This window comes from Reyranella sp. (genome assembly GCF_965249915.1).
In the GTDB taxonomy this organism is placed as follows: Bacteria; Pseudomonadota; Alphaproteobacteria; order Reyranellales; family Reyranellaceae; genus Reyranella.
The window spans coordinates 5,709,994-5,734,629 of sequence record NZ_OZ252257.1; the positions used below are offsets into that span (position 1 = coordinate 5,709,994).

At 65.4% G+C, this 24,636-nt stretch carries 21 protein-coding genes; 14 read left to right on the forward strand and 7 right to left on the reverse strand.

Translation table 11 applies throughout. The features are described 5' to 3' along the window. Positions 1–123: 123 nt before the first annotated feature. A complete protein-coding gene (locus ACP15H_RS28100; RefSeq protein WP_425069419.1) occupies positions 124–378 on the forward strand; it encodes a hypothetical protein in 255 nt (84 codons plus the stop codon). Positions 379–595: 217 nt separating this feature from the next. Here ACP15H_RS28100 and ACP15H_RS28105 read toward each other — a convergent pair whose 3' ends face one another. Further along, positions 596–1,366 (reverse strand): hypothetical protein, encoded by a 771-nt coding sequence (locus ACP15H_RS28105; protein WP_425069420.1) that lies wholly within the window; start codon positions 1,364–1,366, stop codon positions 596–598. A gap of 82 nt (positions 1,367–1,448) precedes the next feature. Between ACP15H_RS28105 and ACP15H_RS28110 the strand changes: the two genes are divergently transcribed. The 5 genes from ACP15H_RS28110 (at position 1,449) to ACP15H_RS28130 (ending at position 8,096) form a co-directional block, all read left to right on the forward strand. Further along, complete coding sequence (locus ACP15H_RS28110) at positions 1,449–2,174, forward strand: hypothetical protein (RefSeq protein WP_425069421.1); 726 nt, start codon at positions 1,449–1,451, stop codon at positions 2,172–2,174. A 52-nt stretch (positions 2,175–2,226) separates the two neighbouring features. Next, entirely contained in the window at positions 2,227–2,805 is a 579-nt protein-coding gene (locus tag ACP15H_RS28115) for a sigma-70 family RNA polymerase sigma factor (RefSeq protein ID WP_425069422.1), read from the forward strand. A gap of 52 nt (positions 2,806–2,857) precedes the next feature. After that, positions 2,858–3,820, forward strand: coding sequence for a FecR family protein (locus ACP15H_RS28120; RefSeq protein ID WP_425069423.1), 963 nt, complete (start codon positions 2,858–2,860; stop codon positions 3,818–3,820). A 114-nt stretch (positions 3,821–3,934) separates the two neighbouring features. Further along, a complete protein-coding gene (locus tag ACP15H_RS28125; RefSeq protein WP_425069424.1) occupies positions 3,935–6,349 on the forward strand; it encodes a TonB-dependent siderophore receptor in 2,415 nt (804 codons plus the stop codon). A gap of 163 nt (positions 6,350–6,512) precedes the next feature. After that, entirely contained in the window at positions 6,513–8,096 is a 1,584-nt protein-coding gene (locus ACP15H_RS28130) for an ABC transporter substrate-binding protein (protein WP_425069425.1), read from the forward strand. Positions 8,097–8,133: 37 nt separating this feature from the next. Here ACP15H_RS28130 and ACP15H_RS28135 read toward each other — a convergent pair whose 3' ends face one another. The 3 genes from ACP15H_RS28135 to ACP15H_RS28145 form a co-directional block, all read right to left on the reverse strand. After that, positions 8,134–9,228 (reverse strand): TonB family protein, encoded by a 1,095-nt coding sequence (locus ACP15H_RS28135; RefSeq protein ID WP_425069426.1) that lies wholly within the window; start codon positions 9,226–9,228, stop codon positions 8,134–8,136. A gap of 179 nt (positions 9,229–9,407) precedes the next feature. Further along, a complete protein-coding gene (locus tag ACP15H_RS28140; protein ID WP_425069427.1) occupies positions 9,408–10,829 on the reverse strand; it encodes a sodium:proton antiporter in 1,422 nt (473 codons plus the stop codon). Then, on the reverse strand, positions 10,826–11,602 hold the full coding sequence (locus ACP15H_RS28145; RefSeq protein WP_425069428.1) for an SDR family oxidoreductase: 777 nt from the start codon (positions 11,600–11,602) through the stop codon (positions 10,826–10,828). The genes ACP15H_RS28140 and ACP15H_RS28145 overlap by 4 nt, the downstream gene beginning before the upstream one ends. A gap of 39 nt (positions 11,603–11,641) precedes the next feature. Between ACP15H_RS28145 and ACP15H_RS28150 the strand changes: the two genes are divergently transcribed. The 6 genes from ACP15H_RS28150 (at position 11,642) to ACP15H_RS28175 (ending at position 17,480) form a co-directional block, all read left to right on the forward strand. Further along, entirely contained in the window at positions 11,642–12,334 is a 693-nt protein-coding gene (locus ACP15H_RS28150; RefSeq protein WP_425069429.1) for a glycerophosphodiester phosphodiesterase family protein, read from the forward strand. Between the two features lie 133 nt (positions 12,335–12,467). Next, positions 12,468–13,787, forward strand: coding sequence for a sn-glycerol-3-phosphate ABC transporter substrate-binding protein UgpB (gene ugpB, locus ACP15H_RS28155; RefSeq protein ID WP_425069430.1), 1,320 nt, complete (start codon positions 12,468–12,470; stop codon positions 13,785–13,787). A gap of 92 nt (positions 13,788–13,879) precedes the next feature. Further along, positions 13,880–14,761, forward strand: a complete 882-nt coding sequence (gene ugpA, locus ACP15H_RS28160) for a sn-glycerol-3-phosphate ABC transporter permease UgpA (RefSeq protein ID WP_425069431.1) — start codon at positions 13,880–13,882, stop codon at positions 14,759–14,761. Beyond that, the gene (gene ugpE / locus ACP15H_RS28165) at positions 14,761–15,609 is read left to right on the forward strand and encodes a sn-glycerol-3-phosphate ABC transporter permease UgpE (RefSeq protein ID WP_425069432.1); all 849 of its coding nucleotides are present in this window, start codon (positions 14,761–14,763) and stop codon (positions 15,607–15,609) included. The genes ugpA and ugpE overlap by 1 nt, the downstream gene beginning before the upstream one ends. A gap of 3 nt (positions 15,610–15,612) precedes the next feature. Beyond that, complete coding sequence (locus tag ACP15H_RS28170) at positions 15,613–16,704, forward strand: sn-glycerol-3-phosphate import ATP-binding protein UgpC (protein ID WP_425069433.1); 1,092 nt, start codon at positions 15,613–15,615, stop codon at positions 16,702–16,704. Between the two features lie 8 nt (positions 16,705–16,712). After that, on the forward strand, positions 16,713–17,480 hold the full coding sequence (locus tag ACP15H_RS28175; RefSeq protein WP_425069434.1) for a fumarylacetoacetate hydrolase family protein: 768 nt from the start codon (positions 16,713–16,715) through the stop codon (positions 17,478–17,480). Between the two features lie 20 nt (positions 17,481–17,500). Here the strand turns inward: ACP15H_RS28175 and ACP15H_RS28180 are convergent, their stop codons facing one another. Next, a complete protein-coding gene (locus ACP15H_RS28180) occupies positions 17,501–17,737 on the reverse strand; it encodes a hypothetical protein (RefSeq protein WP_425069435.1) in 237 nt (78 codons plus the stop codon). Positions 17,738–17,834: 97 nt separating this feature from the next. Then, positions 17,835–21,470 (reverse strand): autotransporter outer membrane beta-barrel domain-containing protein, encoded by a 3,636-nt coding sequence (locus ACP15H_RS28185; protein ID WP_425069436.1) that lies wholly within the window; start codon positions 21,468–21,470, stop codon positions 17,835–17,837. Between ACP15H_RS28185 and ACP15H_RS28190 the strand changes: the two genes are divergently transcribed. Continuing rightward, positions 21,469–22,539 carry a winged helix-turn-helix transcriptional regulator gene (locus ACP15H_RS28190; RefSeq protein WP_425069437.1) on the forward strand — a complete coding sequence of 357 codons (1,071 nt, stop codon included), beginning with the start codon at positions 21,469–21,471 and terminating at the stop codon, positions 22,537–22,539. The two genes, ACP15H_RS28185 and ACP15H_RS28190, sit on opposite strands and share 2 nt — an antisense overlap. A gap of 197 nt (positions 22,540–22,736) precedes the next feature. Further along, positions 22,737–23,588: an endonuclease/exonuclease/phosphatase family protein gene (locus ACP15H_RS28195; protein ID WP_425069975.1), complete on the forward strand. Its 852-nt coding sequence runs from the start codon at positions 22,737–22,739 to the stop codon at positions 23,586–23,588. Positions 23,589–23,602: 14 nt separating this feature from the next. Here ACP15H_RS28195 and ACP15H_RS28200 read toward each other — a convergent pair whose 3' ends face one another. Further along, entirely contained in the window at positions 23,603–24,577 is a 975-nt protein-coding gene (locus ACP15H_RS28200) for an HAD family hydrolase (RefSeq protein ID WP_425069976.1), read from the reverse strand. Between the last annotated feature and the right edge of the window lie 59 nt (positions 24,578–24,636).

A 24,636-nucleotide genomic window follows, 5' to 3' on the forward strand; every position in this document is an offset into this window, starting at 1 on the left:
GAGCGACGCACAAAAAGTCGACTACGAATTCCTGCTGCGTTCCAATCTTGAGCGCGTTTCAGCGAGCGTGACGCTTCGAAGCGCGCGGCGGCCGTCGCCGAGCTCTTCGTCGCGGAGCCGGTGATGTATGAGCCCGATAACGTCGTGACGGGTCGCGCGGCAATCTCAGATGTGGCGGGCAAGCTGCTGGAGCAATTCGGGCCCACGTTCAGCTTCGCGGCTTCTGCGCCGGCCGTTGGACATCACGGAATGGGAAGCCTGCGTTGGCAGGCCGGGCCCAAGGACGGTCCTGTTACCGTGACAGGAACGGACGTTGCAGAAGTCGAGAACGGCAAGATCTCTCGACTTTGGGTCTTGCTCGATCCGCCGACGACATGACTGCCCAGAGACGTTCCATCTTGACTTCGACCATCCCATCTCATTCCTGAGCAGGGCGCGCACAAGCTCGCACCCTACAACAACGCGACCGCGATCCAGGTCGTGGCACCGGTGCTCCTGCTGCGGGGCCTCGGCGACCTCTTCCCCGAGGATCTCGACACGTCCTACCCTTGGCAGTTCAAGAACTTCCGGGTGGTGTGACGCCTCGTTCGTCCTGTCAGCGAAGGCTGACGGGAAGTTGGAAGACGACGCCGGCGAAGACCTGGAATGATGGCACGCCGGGGCCGTTCTGGATCACCGAGTACTGGGGCTCGACGAAAGTGTTGAGGCTGGCGCCGCCAGGCAGTTCGAAGACACGGCCCAGCCCCAGCCCGACCGGGACCACCGCATTCCTGCCGAGAGCGAACGACGCGATGCCGCTGGATCGCAGATAGTATCCGCTCCCGAGATTGTAGAAGAGCAGCGGCTGGGCGGTGATGGTCTGGAGCGTTCCGTCGAAGGTCTGCTGCCAGGAGGCGAGCAGGGTCGTCAGGCCCCAGGAATGGGGGGCGCTCACGACCCCCTCTACTCCCACCTGCCACTTCGACGTGCCGAGGGCGGGCGCGCTGGCGGTCGGCACGACCAGCAGGGGCCCGAGGCCTGTCTTCACCGAGCCGAAGTACAGGACGGCGAGGTCGAAGATCGTGAAGTCGCCCACGCCGTTGACCGCCTTCTCGGGATCCCAGGCGCTGGCCGCCACCGGCATGGATGCGCGCATCATCTGGTCGACACCGAAAAGGGCATGGGGCAGCACGAAGCGGAAGTATCCCTGGTCGGCGCCGCTGGATGGCCGCTCCGCGAGCACGGGCTGAGCATAGTTGTGAAACTCGAACGCCATCCGGGGCGTCAGCGGGTCGTTCGCCCTGTTCTGGAGATTGTCCGCGCTCCCCTGCGCCATCGCTTGCGCCTGCCCGAGGAAAAAGGTGAGCTTCGCGAGCAGGAAGGCCAAGGTCCGGATTCTCCCGGGCCTCGCGCGGCAGGAAGATCCGCCCCGGGCGCGGGTGGCAGACGAGCAGAGAGGCATGCCAGGCATGATCGCATCATTCGAACACGGCTTCATCTTCATCAAGACCCGCAAGACGGCCGGCACCGCGATCGAGCTGGTGCTCGGCAGCCTGTGTGGCGAGGCCGACATCATCACGCCGGTCCATCCGGACGACGAGAAGATCCGGCAGGCGAATGGCTGGCGCGGACCGCAGAATTTCCGCGTCGGACCGGCATCGGCGAGCGACCATGAGGGCGTCCTCGAGAGAGGCGACGAAGCCGACTACCAGGAGATGATGAAGGGGCATCCCACCGGCAACGAGTACTACAACCACATGCCGGCAAGCTTGGCGCGCCAGATGCTCGGCGAGGCGTTCTGGCAGAAGGCCCACAAGTGGACCATCGAACGGCATCCGTACGAGAAGGCGGTCTCGCAGGCCTATTGGAAGATGTGGTTCATGGGGAGGCCCGCCGCCGACTTCCAGCCCGTGCTCGACGAGCTGATCGCCCAGGAGGAGATCGACAACCGGGATCTCTATACGATCGACGGCAGGGTCGCCCTCGACGAGATCGTCCGGCAGGAGGACCTGCCCGCATCGTTCAATGCGGTTCTGGCGAAGTCCGGACTCCGGTTCGACGGCCCGCTGCCGCGCGCCAAAACGGTGCAGCGCGCCGACCGCCGGCCCGCTGCGGAAATTCTGACGGACCGTCAGAAGAAGGCGATCTACGAATCGTGCCGCGAGACGTTCGAGCTGATGGGCTACGAGCGCTGAGTCTGCCGGTGGCGGGACCCTCGCGATCGCCACCACTCTTGGGCAGGATGTCGTGCGTCTATTTGCGAATAGTTCGCAATTGCGATACATATGGGCGCTGGTCGGTCCTTCGAGTGCGCTCGTGTCTTCTGAAACGACGAATCTCTACATCGAACATCGCGGTGCGCTGATCGAATATGCGGCGGCGATCGTTGGTTCGAAGGCGCTCGCGGAGGATGTCGTCCAAGAGGCGTGGCTGCGCTTCAACAGCGCCTGGAGTGGGCGTTTCCTGCACGATCCGGTGAGCTACCTCTACCGGATCGTGCGAAATCTCGCGCTCGACGGGCGTCGGAAGGCAGCCCGCGAAAGCCATGTCTTCGCCCCGCAGGCCGATCGTGCGACGGTCGAGGAGCGTCCGTCCACCAGCCCGTCGCCGGAGGCGCACTCCCTGCACCGCGAACAACTCGCGATCCTCAACGAAGCGCTGTCGGAACTACCGGACCGCACGCGGATCGCCCTCCGGATGTACCGGCTCGAGGACGCTAAACTGAAGGACATCGCTGCCCATCTCGGCATTTCGATCGGTCTCGCCCACAAGTTGGTCGTGCAGGGCGTACGGCATTGCCAGAAGCGTCTCGACCGCAGAAATTGACGCGCTACCGAGTAATCCTTGAAAAGTTGGGACGCCGGGCGTTTAGAAGTACATGGCGGTGACAACCGAGGCTGACCGCGAACGCGCGTCCGACGAAGCGGCCGAGTGGCTGGTTCGCCTGCGCGAGGCGCCCGACGACCAGGCGAACCAGGCTCGGTTTGCGGCCTGGCGGGCCGCCGCGCCGGTCCACGAAGCCGCGTGGACCGAGATCTCGCAAGCCTTCGAACTGATCGGCGAACCGCTCGCGCGACGCCCACAGACGTCCTCCGAGTCGGTGCCTCGGTTGCGGCGCAAGCATGTGCCCGGTTTGCTCGCCGCCGGCATCGGGATTGCGCTGGCCGCATCTGCTGCGATGCTCTTCCTGCCGGGATGGATGCTCCGGCTGGAGGCGGACTTCGCGACGGCGGCCGGCGAGTGGCGCGAGGTGACACTCGCGGACGGAAGCTCCGTCGAACTCGCTCCCCTGAGCGGTATCGATGTATCTCTGAAGGATGGGCGACGGGAAGTGCGCCTGCTGGCGGGCAAGGCCTTCTTTCGGGTGACCCCCGACCCCGAGCGCCCGTTCCAGGTTGAAGCGCGAAACGTCCGCGCCACCGTGCTGGGCACGGAGTTCGAGGTTTCCCTGGACAGGACGGGGACCGGGGTTGCAGTCGCGGAAGGCCGCGTCCGTGTGGATGGTGGCGCTCTCTCGCGTGTCCTGGCCGCTGGACGCTGGCTCCAGTTCGATGCTGCGGGCGGCCTGCGCGACGGCATTCGATCCGAAAGCGAGATCGGCCTGTGGCGACACGGCGAGATCGTTGCCCACGATCAACTCATTGCCGCTGTGGTGAATGAGCTTCGTCCCTACTTCAACGGCGTCATCGTCATCGCGAGCGATGCAATCGCCAGGCGGCGCGTGACGGGTGTTTATCGATTGCGGGAACCCGTCGAGGCCCTGCGTGCCCTGGCTCGGGCGCATGGCGACATCAGCGTGACGCAGGTATCGCCTTGGCTCGTGATCGTGTCGGCGGACTGAGAGATTTCGTCGGGCTTTCCTTTTCCGTGAAAAGCTCGGCGCCGCCGACGTTCTCCTCACACGGGGTCGCATTGCAGGCCGCTTGCGCGAGCGATCCCGAAGTGGGGGATCATCATGGTGTCGAGACTGGCGTTGCTCTTGGGGATTGCGGCTCTGCCCTCCGTCATTCTGTCGTCCAAGGATGTCCGGGCGCAGGGCACGCCATCGATCGACGCCGCTCAGGCGAGAGAGCAGCGAACCTTCTCCGTTCCCGCAGGTCCTCTCGGCAACGCGCTCACGCTGTTCGGCAGGCAGGCGGGATTACAGGTCTCTGTCGATCCGGCGGTCATGCAGGGCATCACGACGGCCGGAGTCACAGGGACCTTCGCCGTGGACGTTGCACTGGAGCGGCTGTTGAACGGCACCGGGCTGATCCCGCGCATCATGGGCAACACGTTGACGCTGCAGAAGCCGAATGTGTCTTCGGGCGCGCTTCAGCTCGATCCCGTGCAGGTGCAGGGCTACTCCGTTCCACCGCAGCCGACGATCGACAATCTGCCGCCTCCCTATGCCGGCGGCCAGGTCGGCAAGGGATCGCAGGTCGGCCTGCTCGGCGAGCGCGACGTGATGGACACGCCGTTCAACCAGACCAGCTATACCGCGCAGCTGATCCGCGACCAGCAGGCGCGCAGCATCGCCGACGTCGTCGCCAACGATCCGTCCGTGCGTATTTCCTGGCCGGCGGTGAGTTACACCACGCCGCTCGTCGTCCGCGGCTTTCCGCTGAGCAGTCAGGACTTCGCGTTCAACGGCATGTTCGGGACAGCGCCGGCGCTGACCGTGACGCCCGAGTATCTGGAACGCGTCGAAGTGCTGAAGGGCACCAGTGCGATGCTGAACGGCATGTCGCCGTTCGGTAGCGTCGGCGGTGTGGTCAATCTCGTGCCGAAGCGCGCGGCGAACGAGGACCTCACGCGGCTCACGGCCGGCTACGGTTCCAGCGGGCAGTTCGGCGGCAATTTCGACTTCGGCCGGCGCTACGGCGCCGACAAGGTGTTCGGATTGCGTTACAATGGCGTGTTCCGCGCGGGCAACACGCCCGTCGATCGCCAGACCCAGGAGGTCATCGCCTCGGTGTTCGGCGCCGACTTCCGCGGCGAACGCTTCCGCGCCTCGCTCGATTTCGGTTACCAGAAGCAGAACGTCAACGCACCGCAACGCCCGACCTATGTCGCGGCGGGGCTCGCCGTGCCGCTGGCGCCTGGCGGGCGCGCCAACTGGTTCCAGCCCTGGACCTTCGTCAATACGGAGGACATCTTCGGCGTGGCGCGTGCCGAGTTCGATATCTCGTCGGGCTGGACGATGTTCGGCGGCGCGGGGGCGAGGACCAACCGGTTCGAGGGCCTGACAGGCTTCGCGAACGTCAACAACGCGAACGGAAACCTGGTCGACACCGTGGCGATGTTCCCGTCTCGAACAGACCTGAACACGCAGGAAGTCGGCATCCGTGGACGACTGCGCACGGGGTTGCTCGATCACTCCGTGTCGCTGGCCGGCACCCGGCTGGCGGGGACGGGCTACTCGCTCTACTCGCCGATCCTCAACACGGCGTCCAATCTCTATCTCCCGACCTTCGTCAACAATCCGAACATCACCCTGCCGTCGCCACCGAAGGTCAATGACCGCGATCTCACGAGCGTGGCTTTCGCCGATGTCATCTCGGCCGCCGACGAACGGATCCAGCTCATCCTCGGCGGCCGCTACCAGCGCATCCGGATCGACAACTTCAATGCTGCCGGCACCGTCACGTCGAGCTACGACCAGAGCGCAGTGACGCCGGGTGTCGGCTTCATCGCGAAGCCCTGGCAGAACGTCTCCGTATACGGCAACTACATGCAGGGCTTGCAGCAGGGACCCACCGCGCCCGCCGGTACCGCCAATGCCGGCCAGGTCTTCGCGCCCATCAAGTCGACGCAGTTCGAGCTGGGCGTCAAAGTCGACTTCGGTCGCCTGACCACGACGCTGGCCTTGTTTCAGATCGAGCAACCCGCCGGCATCACCAATCCGACGACGGCCGCGTTCAGCGTCGATGGCATGCAGCGCAATCAGGGCCTCGAAATCAACGTGTTCGGCGAGCCCATGCCCGGTCTTCGCGCGCTTGGCGGCATCGCGCTCACCAACGGCGTGCTGGTGAATACCGGATCGGCACTGACCAGCGGCAAGAAGGCGACGGGCGTTCCCGACGTCCAGCTCAATCTCGGAGCCGAATGGGACGCCCCGTTCCTGAGCGGGCTCACCTTCTCGGGCCGAGCGATCTACACGAGCGCACAGTATCTCGATCCGGCCAACACGCAGAGCATTCCGGCGTGGACCCGCTTCGATGCCGGTGTGCGCTACACGTTCGACCGTGCAGACGGCAAGCCGCTGTCGCTGCGCTTCAACGTCGAGAACCTGTTCGACCTGAACTACTGGGCGTCGGCCAATTCGACCTACGGCCTGTCGATGGGGGCGCCCCGCACGTTCCTACTGTCGCTCAGCGCGGACTTCTAGCGCTCATCAAATCGATCGTTACCTCGGCTGGAGAGCGATTGCCGCAAGGATGCAGCGGCGGCGGCACTTGAGAGCAGCCCGGTGCGCGGCATGGGCATTGCATCGCCTTTTCGCGGGAACGGAAGCCTGCGGGCCAGTCGGTGACTGGCAAAGGGGACGTTTGATGGCGCATTTGCACAGGTTTGCGGCAGTCGCGGCGATCGCCTGGGGAGTGACTACGGGGCTGGCGGGTCCGGTGGCCGCCCAGACGACGCTCAGGATGGTCTCTCACGCCGACATCAAGATCCTCGACCCGATCTGGACGACGGCGAACATCAGCCGCAACCACGGTTACATGATCTACGACGTCCTGTTCGCCACGGACGCCGATTTCAAGATCCAGCCGCAGATGGCGGAGAAGTACACCGTCTCCGACGACAAGCTCACCTACACGATCACCCTGCGTGATGGCCTTGAATGGCACGACGGCAAGCCCGTCACCTCCGAGGACTGCATCGCCTCGATCAAGCGCTGGGGCGCTCGTGACGGATACGGGCAGGTATTGATGAAGGCGATGGCCGACATGAAGGCCATCGACGACAAGACCTTCGTCCTCACCTTGAAGGAGCCGTTCGGCCTCGTCCTCGAAGCGCTGGGCAAGGTGGGGTCGAGCGTACCCTTCATGATGCCGAAGCGCGTCGCCGACACCGATCCCAACAAGCAGATCGAGGATTATACCGGCTCGGGCCCCTTCATCTTCAAGAAGGACGAATGGAAGGCGGGCGAGAGGGTCGTCTACGTCAAGAACACCAGATACAAGCCGCGCGCCGAGCCGCCGTCGATGATGGCGGGCGGCAAGGTGGTGAAGGTCGACAGGGTCGAATGGCTCGCCATCCCAGATCCGAGTACGGCCGCCAATGCTCTGATCGCGGGCGAGATCGACCTCATCGAGACTCCGCCGCCCGATCTCTTTCCGCTGCTCCGGGCCAACAAGAACGTCGCCCTGTACGGCTGGAACGCGACCGGCTCGCAAGCCCTGATGCGCTTCAACCACCTGCAACCGCCGTTCAACAATCCAAAGGCGCGTCAGGCCGCGATCTATGCCCTGGCGCAGGAGGACCTGCTGCGGGCGCAGTATGGCGAGCCCGAGATCTACAAGGTGTGCAACGCGCCGTTCATCTGCGGCACCGTGTACGGCAAGGAGTACGGCGACCTCACGATCAAGCCCAACCTGGAGAAGGCGCGGGCGCTGCTGAAGGAGTCGGGTTACGACGGCACGCCGATCACGATGCTCCATCAAACCGATCTCGCCTCGTCCAACCAGTTCCCGCCGGTCGCCAAGCAACAGCTCGAGCGCGCCGGCTTCAAGGTCGACGTCCTGGCGATGGACTGGCAGAGCGTGATCTCGCGCCGCGCCCGCAAGGAGCCGCCGGCCCAGGGCGGCTGGAACATCTTCTTCACCACCAACATCACGATCGACGTCGACAATCCCGGCACCAGCAACTTCGCCGCCGCGACCTGCGAGAAGGCATGGTTCGGCTGGCCGTGCGATCCCGAGATCGAGACGCTGCGCACCGCCTTCCTCAAGGAGGGCGACCCGGCCAGGCGCAAGGAGATCGGCTTCGCCATCTCCGATCGCGTGATGGAGCAGGGCGTCTACGTCCCGATCGGCCAGTACAAGGCTTTCGGGGCCTATCGCAAGGACCGGCTGGAAGGATGGCTGCCCGGGCCGGTGGCCATGACCTGGAACATCAGCAAGAAGAACTGAGAGGCGGCTCCCCCGGCGCTCTTCGGCGTAATCTCCCTCAGCGTCTGACCGACACCAGCGGCAGATCGAAGGGGGCGCTGGCGCCCTTGATGTTGTCGGGCAGCGGTGAGTAGGGCGCGCCGGCACGGACGCCGGCCAGTACGCCCTCGTCGAACTCAGGCTCACCGCTCGAACTGATGACGGTGGCACCGAGGAGTCTGCCATCGCGGGCAATGACGATCCGCACGACCGTCACACCCTGCCGCTTCTGGGTGCTCGACGTGTAGCGGTACCCCACGATCTTGCGCAGGACTTCGGAGAGATAGTTGTCGGCAACCTTGGCGCGCGCATAGGTGTCCGCCGGATTGACGAATCGGTGGTCCGACGGCCGCTCCGCGGAGGAGGCGGAGGGTGCCCGCTGTGACGGCGCCGTCGAGAGCGGCGATGGCTTCAACTCGGGCTTCGGTGCGGGCGGCGGCGGCCGGGGGGGGGCCGCGAGCGCTTGCTGCTGCGGCATGGGCTTCGGCGTCGGGACGGGCTCGGCCGGTTTCACCGGCGGGTCGGGTGAGCGGGCGGCCTGCTGCGTCGGCGGAGGCGTCGGCGCCTTCTTCAGCCCCTGCGCTGTCGGGGGCTCCGGCGTGGGCCTGTCGGCCAATGTCGGCGTGGGGGCCGCAGTAGGGGCTGGGGCCGGCGTTGGCGCGGCGCGCGCCTCGGCCGGGGGTGCGGGCGTGGGCGGCGCGACTTCCGGCTGAGGCAGCAGATCCGGCGGCTCTTTGCTTTCGGGCGGCGGCGGCGGCGCCGGCGGCTGCTTCGACACCTGGTCGGTCGGGGGTGCCTGGGTCGGACGGTCCCCCGTGACGGGTGCAGGCGGGCGCACGCCGAGGTCGATCGGCGGCAACGCCTGGGGGGGCGGAATCTGCTTGGGCTGGGCCGCAGGCGGTTTCGGAGCCGGCTCGGGCGGGGGCGGTTCCGGCGGCTTGGGCTGCTCGAAGGAGACGGTGATCGCTTCCTCGACCGGCGGCACCGGCGGCTTCTGCTGCGCCATCCACCACAGTGCCGCCGCCACGAGGGCATGCATCAGGATCGCCAGCGCGAGCGCGACGGGCGACATGCGGTCGGATCTGTAGGAGAAGGCGCTTACGGCGTGGGCCACGAGGCGGTTCTAGAGCTTGTCGCCCCGATGCTTGGCGTCCTCGGAGCGGGAGGGCGAGCCTTGGGGTTTACCTGAGGCCAGAGAAAACGTGAACCTGCAGCAAAGGCGCCAAGCCGATCCTGCGATGTCTTGTCCGTTCTATCCTTGCCAATACGGGCGATTTTGCGGGGGCTCTCGCTTCAGCGGAAGAAAATGAGGGTCAGCAGCACGAACAGCGGCAGCAGAATGCCGCACGACCAGGCCATGTAGCCGAAGAAGCTCGGCATGCGGATTCCGCTCTCCTCGACCACCGCCTTGACCATGAAGTTGGGCGCGTTGCCGATATAGGAGTTGGCGCCCATGAACACCGCGCCGCAGGAAATAGCCGCCAGCGTGCTGGCAAGGGGACCCATCAGCAGATTCGCATCGCCACCGGCCAGGTTGAAGAAGACGAGATAGGTCGGCGCATTGTCGAGGAAGCTCGACAGGATGCCTGACAGCCAGAAGTACCAGATATCGTTGGGCTGGCCGTCGGGGCCGGTTACCAGGGCGACCAGGGGCGCCAGCACGCCATCCTTGCCGGCCCGCAGGATGGCCAGCGCTGGCGCGATGGTGATGAAGATGCCGGCGAACAGCTTGGCCACTTCCAGCATCGGCCCCCAGCTGAAGCCGTTTGCGACGCGAGACGCGCGCGAGGTCAGGCGCAGCGAGAGGAAACAGATCGCCACCAGCGCCAGGTCGCGCAGGACGTTCTGCAGTTCGAGCGTCACGTGGAAGACGGTGAAGTGGATGCCGGGAGTCCAGGTGCCGCTGGCCAGCACCGCCCCCACGATGGCTGCGAGCAGGATGACGTTCACGCCGCCTTCGATCCGCACCGGCGTCTCGGGAGTCGGGTCGGGTTTCTTGCGGCCTTCCTTGCGGTACCAGTAGCTGTCGATGGCGTAGAACAGCGCCAGCAGGACGATGGCGCAGACCAGCATCTCGGCGAACAGGTGCTCCGTCGTCCAGAAGAAGCCGACGCCCTTGAGGAAACCCAGGAACAGCGGCGGATCGCCGAGAGGCGTCAGCGCGCCGCCGATGTTCGATACCAGGAAGATGAAGAACACGAAGACGTGGATCTTGTGCCCGCGATCGTCGTTGGCGCGGATCATGGGGCGGATCAGCAGCATCGACGCGCCGGTCGTGCCCATCCAGCCCGCGAGCACCGTGCCGATCGCCAGCAGGGCCGTGTTCATCGACGGCGAGCCGTGGATGTTGCCCTTGATGTGGATGCCGCCGGTCACGGTGAACAGCGCCGCCAGCAGGACGATGAACGGGATGTAGTCGAGCAGCAGCAGGTGGATGATTTCGTAGACGGCGGAGGGCACACCGTGAATCACGGCGAAAGGCACGATGATCATCGTGGCCCAGGCGGCGGAAACCTTGCCGAAATGGTGGTGCCAGAAGCTCGGCGTAACCAGGGGCAGGATCGCGATCGACAGGAGGATGCCGACGAACGGGACCATCCAGGCGAGGCCGAGATGGCGCCCGTCGATCGCCGGTGCGTCGGCTCCGGCCGCCAGCGCCGGCAGTGCCAGAAAGATGATGAGCAGAGCGGGGAAGACGTGCCGGAGTTTCATCATCCGACGTAGGTTGCGGTGACGCCGCCGTCGACGGTGAGTGTGTGGCCGTTGACGTAGCTCGCGGCGGGAGAGGCCAGGAAGATCGCGGCGCCGGCGATTTCCGACGGATCGGCCCAGCGCTTGGCCGGGCAGCGCAGCCGCATCCGTTCTCCGGCCGGGGAGTCGATCAGCGCCTCGTTGGTCTCGGTCGCGAAGAAGCCCGGCGAGAGGGCGTTGGAGGTGACCCCGGTGGCGCCGAGCTCCGAGGCGAGCGCCCGGGCGAGCGCTTCAAGCCCCGCTTTGGCGGCGATGTAGGAAGACGCGCCGGGCGCGGCGAGGGTGGCAGCGATCGAGGTGACCAGGATGAGCCGTCCCCAGCCGCGTTCGACCATGCCGGGGACGACCAGCCGGATCAGTGCCTGACCCGCCGAAAGATCGGTATCGACCAGCTGGGCGAAATCGTCGGATTCGATCTCTGTGAAGGGGCGGCGGTCGCGCTCGCCGACATTGTGGATCAGGATGTCGATCGGCCCGGCATCGGCCAGGGCCAGCTTCATGGCCGTGCGGTCGGCCATCCCGAACACCACCCCATCGGTCGCCCGGCCGGCGGCCCGCAACTCCGCCAGACGCGGTGCCAGCCTCTCATGCGAGCGGCCATGCAGCAGCACCCGGGCGCCGGCCTCGGCCAGGCCCTTGGCCATCTCCCAGCCCAGCCCACGGGCCGATCCGGTGATCAGCGCGGTGCGCCCGTCGAGGCGGAATTTCTCGGGGAAGGTCGACATGTATCGGGACATTCGGCTATTGCGACAGCCGACTTAGCTTTGGATTCGCATATGCTGCAACTGCCTAAAGTGATCGGACATCGCGGCGCCATGGCCTATGCGCCCGAAAACACGCTGGAGTCGTTCCGCGAAGCCCATCGGCGCGGCGCGACCTGGGTCGAGATCGACGTCAAGCTGACGGCCGACGGCGTGCCCATCGTGATGCACGATTCGTCGCTGAAGCGGACGACCGGGGTCGACCGGCTGGCGTCCGAGATGCGCGCGTCCGAGCTGCCACCGTTGGTGCCGACCTTCGAGCAGGCGGTCGCCTGCTTCGGCGAGCTGGGCCTGGGCTGCAATGTCGAGATCAAGCCGTGCGAGGGCCGCGAGGCCGAGACCGCACGGGTCACGGTCGCCACCCTGCGCCGCCTATGGCCGGCCAAGCTCCCGGCGCCGCTGCTGTCGAGCTTCAGGGACCAGTCCCTCGCCGCCGCCCGCGAAGCTGCGCCGGAATTTGCGCGGGCGCTGCTGATCGACGAACTGAAGGACGACTGGCAGGGGCGTGCCGAGGCGGTGTCGGCCGCCGGCATCAACACCAACGGCAAGCGCCTGACGGCGGTCCGCGCGGTCGAGATCCGCAAGGCGGGCTATGTGCTCAGCGTCTACACGATCAACGACGGCGACGTCGCCCGGGCGCTGGTCGGCATGGGCGTGCAGTGCGTCATCAGCGATGCGCCGGACGTGATCCTGGCCGCTCTCCCGTAGGTTCGACCATTTGGGGGTTGCGCTCGCAGCGCAGTCTTGGTGTTCTGTCATCAGACCGCAATAAAACCGACACATCACAGTCGTGCGGCCCGTCGATACATCGCCGGGGATTTTTCTGGGAGGTTTGTTCGATATGACACGGATTCTGCTGACTTCCGTCGCAGCCGCGGCGGTTCTCGCGAGCGCGTCGACAGCGTTTGCGCAGACCGAGATCCAGTTCTGGCACGCCATGGGCGGCAATCTGGGCGACACGGTCAATGCCCTGGCCGACGGGTTCAACAAGTCGCAAAGCGAATACAAGGTGAACCCGGTCTACAAGGGCTCTTACACCGAGACCCTGACGGCCGCGATTGCCGCCTTCCGCGCCAAGCAGGCGCCGCACATCGTGCAGGTCTTCGAAGTCGGCACCGCCAACATGATGGCCGCCAAGGGCGCCGTCTATCCGGTCTATCAGCTGATGGCCGACGCCAAGGAGCCGTTCGACCCGAAGGCCTATATCGGCCCCGTGTATGGTTACTACTCGACGCCCGACGGCAAGCTGCTGTCGATGCCGTTCAACTCCTCGACGCCGGTTCTCTACTGGAACAAGGAGCTGATGCAGAAGGCAGGCCTCGACCCCGAGAAGCCGCCGAAGACCTGGCCTGAATTGGGCGAAATGGCCAAGAAGGCCGTCGCCGCCGGCGCCAAGTGCGGGTTCACGCCGCAGTGGCAGACCTGGACGATGATCGAGAACTACGGTGCCTGGCACAATCTGCCGTATGCGACGAAGGACAACGGCTTCGGCGGCATCGACATCGAGCTGAAGTTCAACGACCCGGCCCGCATCAAGTTCATCCAGATGCTGGCCGACTGGACCAAGGACAAGACGTTCGTCTATGGCGGCCGCGAGGGCAAGTCGACGGCGCTGTTCACCGCCGGTGACTGCGTATTCCATATCGCCTCGTCCGGCTCGGCGGCGGCGATCGACAAAGGCCTTGGCGGCCCGACCAAGTACGGCATCGGCATGATGCCCTACTCGCCCGACGTGGCGCCCAAGCCGCAGAACTCGATCATCGGCGGCGCTACCCTGTGGGTGCTGCAGGGTCGGCCGGCCGCCGAATACAAGGGCGTCGCCAAGTTCATGAGCTACCTCGCCAGCACGCCGGTGCAGACCAAGTGGCATCAGGAGACGGGCTACGTGCCGATCACGCTGGCCGCCGCCGAGGCGACCGAGAAGGAAGGGTTCTACAAGAAGTTCCCGGGCCGCGAAGTGGCCGTCCAGGAGCTGACCCTCAATCCCCCGACGCCGAACTCGAAGGGCCTGCGCATCGGCAACTTCGTGCAGATCCGCGACATCGTCGACGGCGAGCTCGAGAACGTATGGTCGGGCAAGAAGGACGCGAAGACTGCGCTCGACGATGCCGTCAAGGCGGGCAACGATCAGCTCAAGCGCTTCGAAGCGGCCAATAAGTAAAGCCTTGCTGTTGCTTTTCCCCTCCGGTCCTTCGGACCACCTCCCCCGCACCGCGGGGGAGGCTGGGAGGGGCAGGGCCACGGACTAGCTCGATGGAAAAACGCGTCACCTTCAACGAACGCTGGCTGCCCTACCTTCTGCTGGGGCCGCAGATGATCATCACGCTGGTCTTCTTCTTCTGGCCGTCGGGCCAGGCGATCTACCAGTCGGTGCTGATCGAGGATGTCTTCGGCGGCAATTCCAAGTTCGTCTGGTTCGAGAACTTCGCCCAGCTCTTCAGGGACAACAGCTACGCCCACTCGGCACAGATCACCGTGGTGTTCAGCTTTCTGGTGGCGGCCATCGGGCTCGGCGTCTCGCTGCTGCTGGCCGTGATGGCCGATCGCGTGATCCGCGGGGCCACCGCCTACAAGACCTTTCTCGTCTGGCCCTACGCAGTCGCGCCGGCCGTCGCCGGCGTCCTCTGGGGGTTCCTGTTCAACCCCTCGGTCGGCATCATCGCCTGGATGCTCCAGGGCATCGGCATCGAATTCAACTATGTGGTCAACGGCAACCAGGCCCTGTTGCTGGTGGTCATCGCCGCGGTGTGGAACCAGATCAGCTACAATTTCCTGTTCTTCCTGGCCGGCCTGCAGTCGATCCCGAAATCGCTGATCGAGGCGGCGGCGATCGACGGCGCGGGCCCCGGCCGGCGGTTCTGGGACATCATCTTCCCGCTGCTCTCGCCCGTCGGCTTCTTCCTGCTCGTCGTCAACATCATCTATGCCTTTTTTGGCACCTTCGGCGTGGTCGATTCGCTGACCAAGGGCGGACCGGGCAAGTCCACGGAAATCCTGGTGTTCAAGGTCTTCAACGACGGCTTCCGCGGCCAGGATCTCGGCGGCTCCTCGGCGCAGTCGGTGATCCTGATGGTCGTGGTCATCGCGCTCACCTTCGTGCAGTTCCGCTTCATCGAGCGCCGGGTGCACTACTGATGGTCGAGAACAGGCCCTGGCTCACGGTCCTCAGCCACTTCGTGGTATTGCTCGGCGTGGTCATCATCGCCTTTCCGGTGTGGATGACGTTCGTCGCTTCGACGCACAGTCAGCAGACGATGCTGCAGTCGCCGATCCCGGTGCTGCCGGGGCCGCATCTGATCGAGAACTACACGAAGGTGCTGACCGAGGGGTATGGCAAGGTCGGCAGCACGCCGGTCATGATGACGCTCACCAACAGCATGATCATGGCGTTGGGCGTCGCCATCGGGAAGATCGCCATCTCGATCATCTCCGCCTTCGCCATTGTCTACTTCCGCTTTCCGGGCCGGATGTATTTCTTCTGGGCGATCTTCGTGACGCTCATGCTGCCGGTCGAGGTGCGCATCGTGCCGACCTACGGGGTTGTCGCCTCGCTCGGCATGCTCGATTCCTATCCGGGCCTGATTATTCCGCTGATCGCCTCGGCAACGGCGACGTTCCTGTTCCGCCAGTTCTTCCTGAGCGTGCCCGACGAACTCACCGAGGCGGCGCGCGTCGACGGCGCTTCGCCGATGCGCTTCTTCTGGGACATTCTGCTGCCGATGAGCCGGACCTCGATCGCGGCGCTGTTCGTGATCCAGTTCATCTATGGCTGGAACCAGTATCTCTGGCCGCTGCTGATCACGACCAAGGAAAGCTATTACACCGTCGTCATGACCGTCTCGCGCCAGGCCAACGTGGTCGACGGGGTGCCGAGCTGGAACCTGCTGATGGCGATGGCGATGCTCGCCATGCTGCCGCCGGTCCTGGTCGTCGTATTCATGCAGCGCCAATTCGTGCGCGGCCTCGTCGAGACGGAGAAGTAGGCCATGGCGCAAGTCCATCTGCGCGGCGTGAGGAAGAGCTACGACAAGCTTGAGGTCATTCACGGCGTCGACATCGAGATAGCCGACGGCGAATTCGTCGTCATCGTCGGCCCCTCGGGTTGCGGCAAGTCCACGCTGCTGCGCATGGTGGCCGGCCTGGAGCGCATCACCGGCGGCACGATCGCGATCGGCGACCGTGTGGTCAACGAGCTGGAGCCCAAGGATCGCGACATCGCGATGGTGTTCCAGAACTACGCGCTCTATCCGCATTTCAGCGTCTACGAGAACATGGCCTATGGCCTCAAGATCCGCGGCCTCTCCAAGGCCGAGATCGACGTTCGTGTCCAGAAGGCCGCCAAGATCCTCGAACTGGGGACCTTCCTCCAGCGCAAGCCGCGCCAGCTTTCGGGCGGCCAGCGCCAGCGGGTCGCCATGGGACGCGCCATCGTGCGCGAGCCGGCCGTGTTCCTGTTCGACGAGCCGCTGTCCAACCTCGATGCCAAGCTGCGTGTGCAGATGCGGCTCGAGATCAAGCGCCTGCAGCGCGAGCTCGACGTCACCTCGATCTACGTCACGCACGACCAGGTCGAGGCGATGACGCTCGCCGACCGTCTGATCGTCATGAATGCCGGCGTCGCCGACCAGATCGGCACGCCGATGGACGTCTACGAGCGACCGGCTTCCGTCTTCGTCGCGGGCTTTATCGGCTCGCCGGCCATGAACTTCCTGGCAGGCAAGGTGGTCGACGGCGGCCGCGCGATCGAGCTGGCCGGCACGGGGTCTGTGCGCATCACCTTGCCGATCGGCCTTGCCACCACGGCCGCGGCGGGAACGCCGGTCGCGGTCGGCATCCGCCCCGAGCATCTGCATCCGGCGGCCGACGGTCCGCTGGAGTTCGAGATCGAGCTGGCCGAGCCGCTGGGCGCCGACACCCTGCTGCACGGCCGCTTCGGCGAGGCGCGCGAGCTGGTCACGGTGCGGCAGGGCGGCCATGTGCTGGCCAAGCCGGGCGAGAAGCGGCGCTTCAAGGCCGATCCCGGACATCTCCATCTGTTCGATTCGCAGACCGGCAAGCGTATCCCCGACGCAGTATGACAAGCGGCATGACACTCTGGACCCGCATCGAGCACGAGGGACGCGCGCGCATCGGTACCGTCGACGGTGACTTGGTTCGCCTGCACGAAGGCACGATCTTCGACCCCGGCCCGGCGACGGGTGAGGTGGTGGCCGCCGCCGACGCGCGCTGGCTGACGCCGACCGAGCCCACCAAGATGGTGGCGCTGTGGAACAACTTCCGCGCCGCCGCCGAGAAGAACGGCTGGGCAATCCCGGCCGAGCCGCTCACCTTCCTGAAGGCGCCCAACAGCTTCGCGGCCCACGGCCAGGCGATCCCCGTGCCGAAATCCTACGACGGCCGTGTCGCCTACGAGGGCGAACTGGGCATCGTGATCGGCAGGACCTGCTCCGCGGTGTCGGTCGAAGAGGCCGCGAACTATATCCTCGGCTACACCTGCGTGAACGACGTCACGGCGATCGAGCTGTTGCAGCGCGACCCGTCCTTCCCGCAATGGACGCGCGCGAAGAACTTCGACGGCTTCGGCGTGTTCGGACCCGTCGTCGCGACCGGCCTCGATCCGGCGTCGCTCACGGTCCGCACCCTGGTCAACGGCCGGGAGCGCCAGAACTATCGGGTCGACGACATGATCTTCCCGCCCGCCGAACTGGTCAGCCGCCTCTCGCACGACATGACCCTCGTGCCGGGCGACATCATCGCCTGCGGCACGTCGCTGGGCGTGCTGCCGATGAAGGCCGGCACCGAGGTCGAAATCGTGATCGACGGCATCGGCACCCTGCGCAACCGGTACGGCTGAAAGGCTCGGCGGTCGGGTATTCAGGCTTTCGAGAGGCGGCGGCCGGCGTTGGTCAGGCAGGCGCCCCGAAGCTCCTTGAGTTCCAGCCAGCCGTTCGACGTCGCATGGCTGAACGCGGCCTCGGTTGTCGCATCTTCCTTCAGCTCCAGGCGACGCATGACCGTGTCCATGGGCACCCAGTGCATGGGGCGGCCACGGGTATAGATATGCATGTCCTGGACGATCTTGCGGGCGAGTGACGCGGCGGAGTTGAGCATCTGCTTACTGTGACAGGTCGCTCCGCCTGCCGCATCCGCGAACTGGCAGGCTGAAGGCCCTCGGAGGCCCCCTGCAGGATCGGGGATTGCCTCCTCCCTACCAGATCATACGGAAACCGGCCGTGAGAGCGTGATTCGAGTCCTGGCTTGAGATGTCGCCTTCGTACCGGAAGTAGAGGGAGGTGGCGTCCGCGAGGGCCGTGGTGGCGGAGAGACCCAGCACCACGCTGTCACGCTGCGGTGCGGCGCCGTAGGTGGTGAAAGACAGGGCCGGCGCACCGACGAACGAGGCGGTGACGGGGCGGGCGGTGTCTGCATATTCATGGCCCCAGCCGAGCTTGAACATCATCGCGAGCTTGTCGCGCCAGCCCAGGTCCATCGCGCCGCCGAGCTGGGCGCCGAGCACGCTGCGCAGCGAGTTGGTGGTCTGCGACGCGACGGAAAGGTTGAGCGCGCCGGCTCCCGATTCGGTGAAGGCGTCCTGTGTCGCCGTCGCGCCCTGCAGTCGCGCGAAGGGTGTGAGGTAGGCCGCCGCGAGGCCGCCGATCTCGAAACGGTATCCTGCCTCGACCTGGCCGAAGAAGAGATTGGCACCGGTGCGACCGTTGGCGAGGCGTGACAGGCCGGGGATGGTGATCTGGCGCTGCATGCGGTTGTCGGAATAGGCATAGGCCACCAGCCCGTCGACATAGACCGCGTCCTTCGCATAGCTGGCGTACACGCCGGCCTGGAACGTGTCCGATGTGCCGCGTCCGGAGAAACCGTCGACCCACTGGCTGCCGCTGGTGAATCCCGCGGTGACGCCGATCAGAAGCTCGTCCGACACCCGGCGATCAATGCCGGCCGCGAAGCCGCCGAGATTGTAGGTGAGGGTGCCGGCATTGGCCGTGCCGCCGACGACACCGAACCCGCCAAGCGCGCCGCCCCAGGCGCCCCACCGGCCTGGAGCGGTCGTGTCGCAGGCGACATCGCAGGACTCGGCCAGCGCCACGCGGTTGCTGCCGCCTGACGTGCCGCCCACCGTGTTGGCGAAGTTGGCCATGAAGACCTGAGTCGTGGCGATGCCCGCCGAGGAGAAGCCCGAATAGTTCTGTCCGCTGATCGAGTTCATGGCAGCGACGCCCTGCTGGGCATTCATCGTGGAGAAGGCGCCCAGGACCGTCGCGAAGTCGCCCGTCGCATTGAGAGCGGCGGCGTCGAGCGTGGAGCCGACGGCAGCCTGGTTCGGCGTCTGGGCCTGGGCTGCGAACCCGCCAATCTGCAGGTTCAGATAGACGTTGTTGGCGTCGTAGCTGAGGCTCGGCAGCAGGAACGGCAGGTAGCCGGCGATCGACGTGACCGACGAGTAGGTCCCCGTGACTCCCCCCGTGGTGCTGAGGATCGTGTAGGTGGTGCGGGGGGTATAGGGGCCGCTGCCCGCTGGCGCCACGAACACACTGGTCCCAGCGGCGATGGTGGCGGTGCCGGGGGCGCCACTCACGGCAATGAGGTCCGACTGCCCACGGGCGTTGGTCTCGACCATATAGGAACTGCTGGCAGTCTGGGCGTAGCTGCCGACCACGCTCATCGTGCCGATCGAGTTGCCGGGAGCGACCATGCCGGCGTTGCTGAAGGCACCGTTGATCGTGCCGGTGCCGGACAAGATCCCGGTGTTGGTGAGGCCACCCGACAGTATCCCATTGTTGACGAAAGTGCCGCCGTTGGTGAGGCCACCGGTAATCGTGCCGGTGTTCACGACGAGCCCCTCATTGAGGAGCGGGCCGGCCGTCGAAGCGAAGGTGCCGCCATTGCTCAGAAACGCAGTGCGGGCGACCGAGTAGCTGCCCGACAGATTGAACGTCGCGCCGGACTGGATCGTGAGGCTGCCGATCATCGAGCCGGCGAGATCGAGCGTGCCGCCGCTGACCAGGGTACCGCCGGTGTAGGTGTTGGTCCCGGCGAGCGTCTGCGTGCCGCCTGCAATGGTCAGGCTGCCACCAGTGGCGGGATAGGAGCCTCCGTCGAGCAGATCGCCGGAGAAACTTCCGCTGGCGTTGGTGATTATCAGGTTGTTGCCGCCGAGCTTCACTGTGCCCGTGCCGCCGGCGAGAGAGGCGATACTGATCGCCTGCCAGGCACGGGAGATGTCGAAGACGCCGTCGTTGGTCACGCCGCTCGACGTCTGGATGCTGCCGGGGCCCGAGACGAGCAGCGATCCGCCGGCGCTGATCGTCGTCGCGCCGGTGTAAGTGTTCGTGGCGCTTGTCTGGACTTGTCCCCCGCTCTGGATGACCAGACCGCCGGGACCTGAAATGACGCCGGCCAGGCCCAGCGGCACGTTTGCGCCGGAGACGATCAGAGGACCGTTGGCCGTTGTTACCAGTGGGGCATCTGTGACGAAGTACGGCGTGTAACCAATAGCCTTGCCCGAGAAATCCATCAGCACCGAGTTCTGCATGAAGAACGGCAGGCCGATCGTGTTGTGGTTGGTCTCGATATAATGGCCAGAGTAGGAGCCGTTCGTGGCCGACAAGTCGGCCGACATCGTCGGCAGTCCGGGAATGGCATCGCCGCTCTGCGTCGTGCCCGCAATCGAGATGGCGGTCGGCGTCCCGGCGGAACTCAGGCTCGTGTTCAACGAGATGCCGGGCGTGCCGGTGTCCAGAACGCCGGGTGCCACCTGCGACTGCGTCCCGCCCGTGCCGGTCACTGAAACCGCAAAGTTCGCCCCGGTCTCCGTGGAAGAATTGTTTCCCGGCGCCGTGCCATAGGGATTGGGAAACGGATGCGCGCCCGTCTCCGTCCAGGGGACCAGGGCCGCATGGGCACGATCGCTCGCCAGGCCAACGGCCGCGAACTGGCCGATCAACTGCGGAGTGAGGCCTACCGTCACGCACGGATTGCAGTTCGTGACCTGAATGTTCGAGACGCCCCCGATCGTCACCGCGGCGTTGCCGGTGGGAGGGTTCGAGACCCCACCGCCAACGGCGACGTTGGGTTGGCCATTTGCGGCCACGACAAAACCTTGCGCGACCACGTTCGGGTTCTGGACCGTGATCTGCCCGAGCACGCTGCCGATCACGGTCCCCGGCCCGGTGGGTGAGGAGCATTGGGTTGGAAGCGTTACGGAGCAGCCGTAGACCATATCGGTGAAGTTGCCGGCACCGAAAATTCCGTAGAACAGGCTCGAGTCCGGCGGCGTCGGATTCGGGTTGGCGCAGCTGTACGGCGAGTCGCAGAAGTAGCCCGGGAAGACCAGCGGAGTGTTCTGACCGGTGCTATTGTCGCCTGACACCGCAGTCATCACGAAGCCCCCGCCCGGCGGGGTCGTGAGAGTCGTCAGCCCGCCAGTAGGGGTCTGGAAGCTGAGCGACGGGACCTGGACGATGTTTCCCATGTAGCCCCGACAGGTGCCGGGAGCGCTGGTGGAGCCATAACAGAACTGGACGTTTGTTCCGTTCGGGACCGTGGAGGCGGGCACGCTGGTCGTGCTGCCGCCGCCGAAGCCGTTCCAGGCGATCGGGTTGTAGGCGGCATTGAATCCGGGTGATCCGGTGTCGAAAAGGTAAGGCTGTAGCGGGCCGCCATTGATGCCAACCTGTATGGCAAGCCGGTACGCATCGCCGCCCAGGGACGCATACGAAAGGGGGATGTTCAGCGATTGGGTCGGCATGTACTGGCCGAAGGCGGCGGCATTCGCGCACATCGCCAGAAAGAGGCCGATCAGGCCACGATAGATTGTCTTTGGAATCATGCTTCTGCAACCGCCCCCAACGCAGGGAAGCTACGGGCAGAACGTCAGTCGCGACAAGACGGCTCCTCACCAAAATGGGTCACTGCGTGACTTCGCGGGCCTTGCCGGCTTCGGCTTGTTGTCGGGCGAGGCGCCTCCGAATAGATTGTCGTTTGGCGGGTTGAGTGTCGGGCGTGAGAGCACGCGGGAGTTCGGAATGGTTCGGTTTCATGGCGCGAGCGAGCCGGCGCTACATCCCGACGCCCATCCAATCGGACGCGTGTCGGCTGAGTTTTTCCTGCGTGGCTTCGAAGTGGTGGGTCGGGCGAGTGATGACATCCTGGGCGGGATGATCGTCATGACAATGTTGGGCGATGCGCTCGTCGATGAGCGGGCCGATGGACCGATCAGTATCCGCGAACTGGCACGCCGGCTGGATTTTCCTTTTGAGACCGTGAGAAGACATGTTCGCAAGCTCGTTCGGCAAGGGGTCTGCCACGCGAAGGATGGTGGAGTGTGCCTTGCCCCGTCGATGCGACGAGGCGCACGCACGAACGCAATCCTGCGAAAGATCTATCTGGAATCCGTACGCATGCTCGATGGATTGAGACGCATAAAGGTGGGGAACTACAAGCCACCCAGGTCGTCATCCCACACCTCGCGTCACCCTCACAAGGAGCAGGCTATCGTCGTCGTGGCTGCAATCCGGGTGCTGCTCGTCGCCATCAGAGCCCTGCGGGTGGCTTTCGATGGCGACCTCATGAGCGGGTTGGTCTTCACGGCGATCCGGACGGCAAACGTCAAGCACGTCACGAACAAGGCGCCGGCCGCCAGTCGCGATATCCTGCCCGATTCGGTTCGTCGGCCGGTCAGCATAATGGCGATCTCAAACTCGATGGCGCTCCCATATGAGTCGATCCGACGACACACCAGAAAGCTGATCGAGCAGGGCAAATGCGTCCGCGTCGGCCGAAGCGGTGTAATCGTCCCGGCACGCGTTTTTCACAAAATGACAGCGGAATCCCGTATGGTGGTTGAGCTCGTGTTTGCCTTCATGGGGGAGTTGCGGGCTTCCGGTGTGAGGGTCTGAAGTGCTGGGCCGGGATGACGTGCGCCGCCGGAACGGGGGACGCGCGCAGCTCGCGCCAAAGGTCTGGCCATCCCGCTATCATCCCGGTACATCCGCATCCTCTCGGATTGCCGGTAGATTGTTTTGCAGAGGAGGAAGAGTTCAATCCCTTGGGGTGGTCTTGAATTCAAGGTAGCATCGGAGAGTTAGTGCGTTTGATGCTGTTCTGCACCTACAACATCCATTACGGCGTCGGCGCCGACGGCAAGTACGACGTGGCCCGCATTGCCGACACGGTGGCCGAGGCCGACATCGTCTGTATCCAGGAAGCCGTATCCGGCTGGCCGCAGAATGCCTTCGCCGACCAGACCGCCGAGATCGCCTCGAGGCTCAACCGCTATCACTGGTACCACGGCGCCATGGAGTCCGACGCCAGCGAGGTCGGCGCCGACGGGCGGATCACCAACCGCCGCCGCAGCTTCGGCAATGCCGTGATCTCGCGCTGGCCGATCTCCTGGGCGCGGGGCCATCTCCTGCCCAAGACTCAGCTCGTCGACCGCTTCGACCTGCAACGCGGCTTCGTCGAGGCCTCGATCAAGACGCCCGCGGGACCGTTGCGCGTCTACAGCGTCCATCTCAGCCATGTCGGCCCGCAGCAGCGCCTGCCGCAGGTCCGCGCCCTGATGGAGACGGTCCTCAACGCCGAGCGCATCGGTGCAACCTGGGACGGTGCTGCCGGCTCCACCTTCATGTTCCAGGAGCGCCGGCCCGACGTGGCGCGCTCCGCCATCCTCGCGGGCGATTTCAACTTCACGCCGGCGCATCCGGAATATCCGCTGGTCTGCGGCGACACGAGCTACTACGGGCGGCTGGGCACCACCATGCATCTCGCCGATGCCTGGGCCGCCGCCGGCAACAGCGAGGACGAGGTCGATTCGTTCCCGCGCGAGGGACGCATCGATCATGTCTTCGTAACGCACGACCTGTCGCCCAAGGTCAAACGGGCCTGGATCGGCTACGGCATCGTGGCCTCCGACCACTGGCCGGTCTTCGTCGAGTTCGACCTCTAGCCCCGCGGCGACCGTCAGCGCAGCTCGAACGGGTAGATCACCTTCCAGTCGTTCTTCATGTCGACGATGGTCCAGTGGCGGCGCAGGGCTTCGTCCCACGCCTTGTCGAGCTGGCCGATCGAAGAGGGGCGATCGTAGGCGTATTCGCGGACGGCATCGGTATGATGCACGAGGCCCATGAAACGGGCACCGCTGCCCGCCGCCGTCCATTCGAGCATCTGCTGGTCGCCATCGGAATTGCCGAAGGCGAAGACGGGGCGCCGGCCGATGAACTGATTGATGCCCTCCGGCTTGCCCGGTCCATCGTCGATGAACTGGATCTTGGGCTCCTTCAGCAGGACCGGCGTGCCGTCCGGCCGCAGTTCGTACCGGGTCACGCCCGACGAGCCCACGACCTGCTCCGGCGGAATGCCGTAGATGCGCTCCGTCCACGGTCGCATGAACTCGATGCCGCCTCCGGAGACGATGAAGGTCTTGAACTGATGGGCGCGCAGAAGCGCCAGCAACTCGAGCATCGGCTGGTAGACGAGGTCGGTGTAGGGGCGCTTGAAGCGCGGATGGCGGGCGGTCGCCATCCAGTCGGTCACGGCCTTCGCGAAGGCCTCGGTCGTCTGGCCGGTATGCGTCGCCGCGATGATCTCGAGGAAGCCCTTTTCACCCAGCGTCGCCAGCGTGGCCTGATCGTCGGCCAGCACCGACCGGAACGGCTCCTGGGTGCGCCATTCGGGATGCTGCGGCGCCATCGCCTTAACGCGATCGACGGCGAAGGCGATCTGGACGTAGATCGGCTGCTCCGTCCAGAGCGTGCCGTCATTGTCGAAGCAGGCAATGCGCTCCGGCACCGGCACCCAGTCCGGTCCGCCCAGGGTCGTCGTGCGTGCAATGAAATCGAGGATCGACCGCTTCACCGGGCCGTCGTTCCAAGAGGGCAGGGAGTCGGCCTGGGCGCGGCCCGGTCCGGCCGTTGCCAGAAGCGCCACGGCGCCCATGCCCGTCAATAAAGTCCGGCGTCTCATCGCTTGTTCTCCCCCGAATCCGCGTCATCCTA

What these genes read in the sequence shown, in the direction of transcription:
- ugpE (WP_425069432.1), top strand. Translation starts at nt 14,761, where the DNA reads ATGGTCGAGAACAGGCCCTGGCTCACGGTCCTCAGCCACTTCGTGGTA.
- ACP15H_RS28195 (WP_425069975.1), top strand. Translation starts at nt 22,737, where the DNA reads ATGCTGTTCTGCACCTACAACATCCATTACGGCGTCGGCGCCGACGGC.
- ACP15H_RS28125 (WP_425069424.1), top strand. Translation starts at nt 3,935, where the DNA reads ATGGTGTCGAGACTGGCGTTGCTCTTGGGGATTGCGGCTCTGCCCTCC.
- ugpA (WP_425069431.1), top strand. Translation starts at nt 13,880, where the DNA reads ATGGAAAAACGCGTCACCTTCAACGAACGCTGGCTGCCCTACCTTCTG.
- ACP15H_RS28120 (WP_425069423.1), top strand. Translation starts at nt 2,858, where the DNA reads ATGGCGGTGACAACCGAGGCTGACCGCGAACGCGCGTCCGACGAAGCG.
- ACP15H_RS28150 (WP_425069429.1), top strand. Translation starts at nt 11,642, where the DNA reads ATGCTGCAACTGCCTAAAGTGATCGGACATCGCGGCGCCATGGCCTAT.
- ACP15H_RS28200 (WP_425069976.1), bottom strand. Translation starts at nt 24,577, where the DNA reads ATGGGCGCCGTGGCGCTTCTGGCAACGGCCGGACCGGGCCGCGCCCAG.
- ACP15H_RS28145 (WP_425069428.1), bottom strand. Translation starts at nt 11,602, where the DNA reads ATGTCCCGATACATGTCGACCTTCCCCGAGAAATTCCGCCTCGACGGG.
- ACP15H_RS28170 (WP_425069433.1), top strand. Translation starts at nt 15,613, where the DNA reads ATGGCGCAAGTCCATCTGCGCGGCGTGAGGAAGAGCTACGACAAGCTT.
- ACP15H_RS28140 (WP_425069427.1), bottom strand. Translation starts at nt 10,829, where the DNA reads ATGATGAAACTCCGGCACGTCTTCCCCGCTCTGCTCATCATCTTTCTG.
- ACP15H_RS28110 (WP_425069421.1), top strand. Translation starts at nt 1,449, where the DNA reads ATGATCGCATCATTCGAACACGGCTTCATCTTCATCAAGACCCGCAAG.
- ACP15H_RS28185 (WP_425069436.1), bottom strand. Translation starts at nt 21,470, where the DNA reads ATGATTCCAAAGACAATCTATCGTGGCCTGATCGGCCTCTTTCTGGCG.
- ACP15H_RS28130 (WP_425069425.1), top strand. Translation starts at nt 6,513, where the DNA reads ATGGCGCATTTGCACAGGTTTGCGGCAGTCGCGGCGATCGCCTGGGGA.
- ACP15H_RS28190 (WP_425069437.1), top strand. Translation starts at nt 21,469, where the DNA reads ATGCTTCTGCAACCGCCCCCAACGCAGGGAAGCTACGGGCAGAACGTC.
- ugpB (WP_425069430.1), top strand. Translation starts at nt 12,468, where the DNA reads ATGACACGGATTCTGCTGACTTCCGTCGCAGCCGCGGCGGTTCTCGCG.
- ACP15H_RS28175 (WP_425069434.1), top strand. Translation starts at nt 16,713, where the DNA reads ATGACACTCTGGACCCGCATCGAGCACGAGGGACGCGCGCGCATCGGT.
- ACP15H_RS28100 (WP_425069419.1), top strand. Translation starts at nt 124, where the DNA reads ATGTATGAGCCCGATAACGTCGTGACGGGTCGCGCGGCAATCTCAGAT.
- ACP15H_RS28180 (WP_425069435.1), bottom strand. Translation starts at nt 17,737, where the DNA reads ATGCTCAACTCCGCCGCGTCACTCGCCCGCAAGATCGTCCAGGACATG.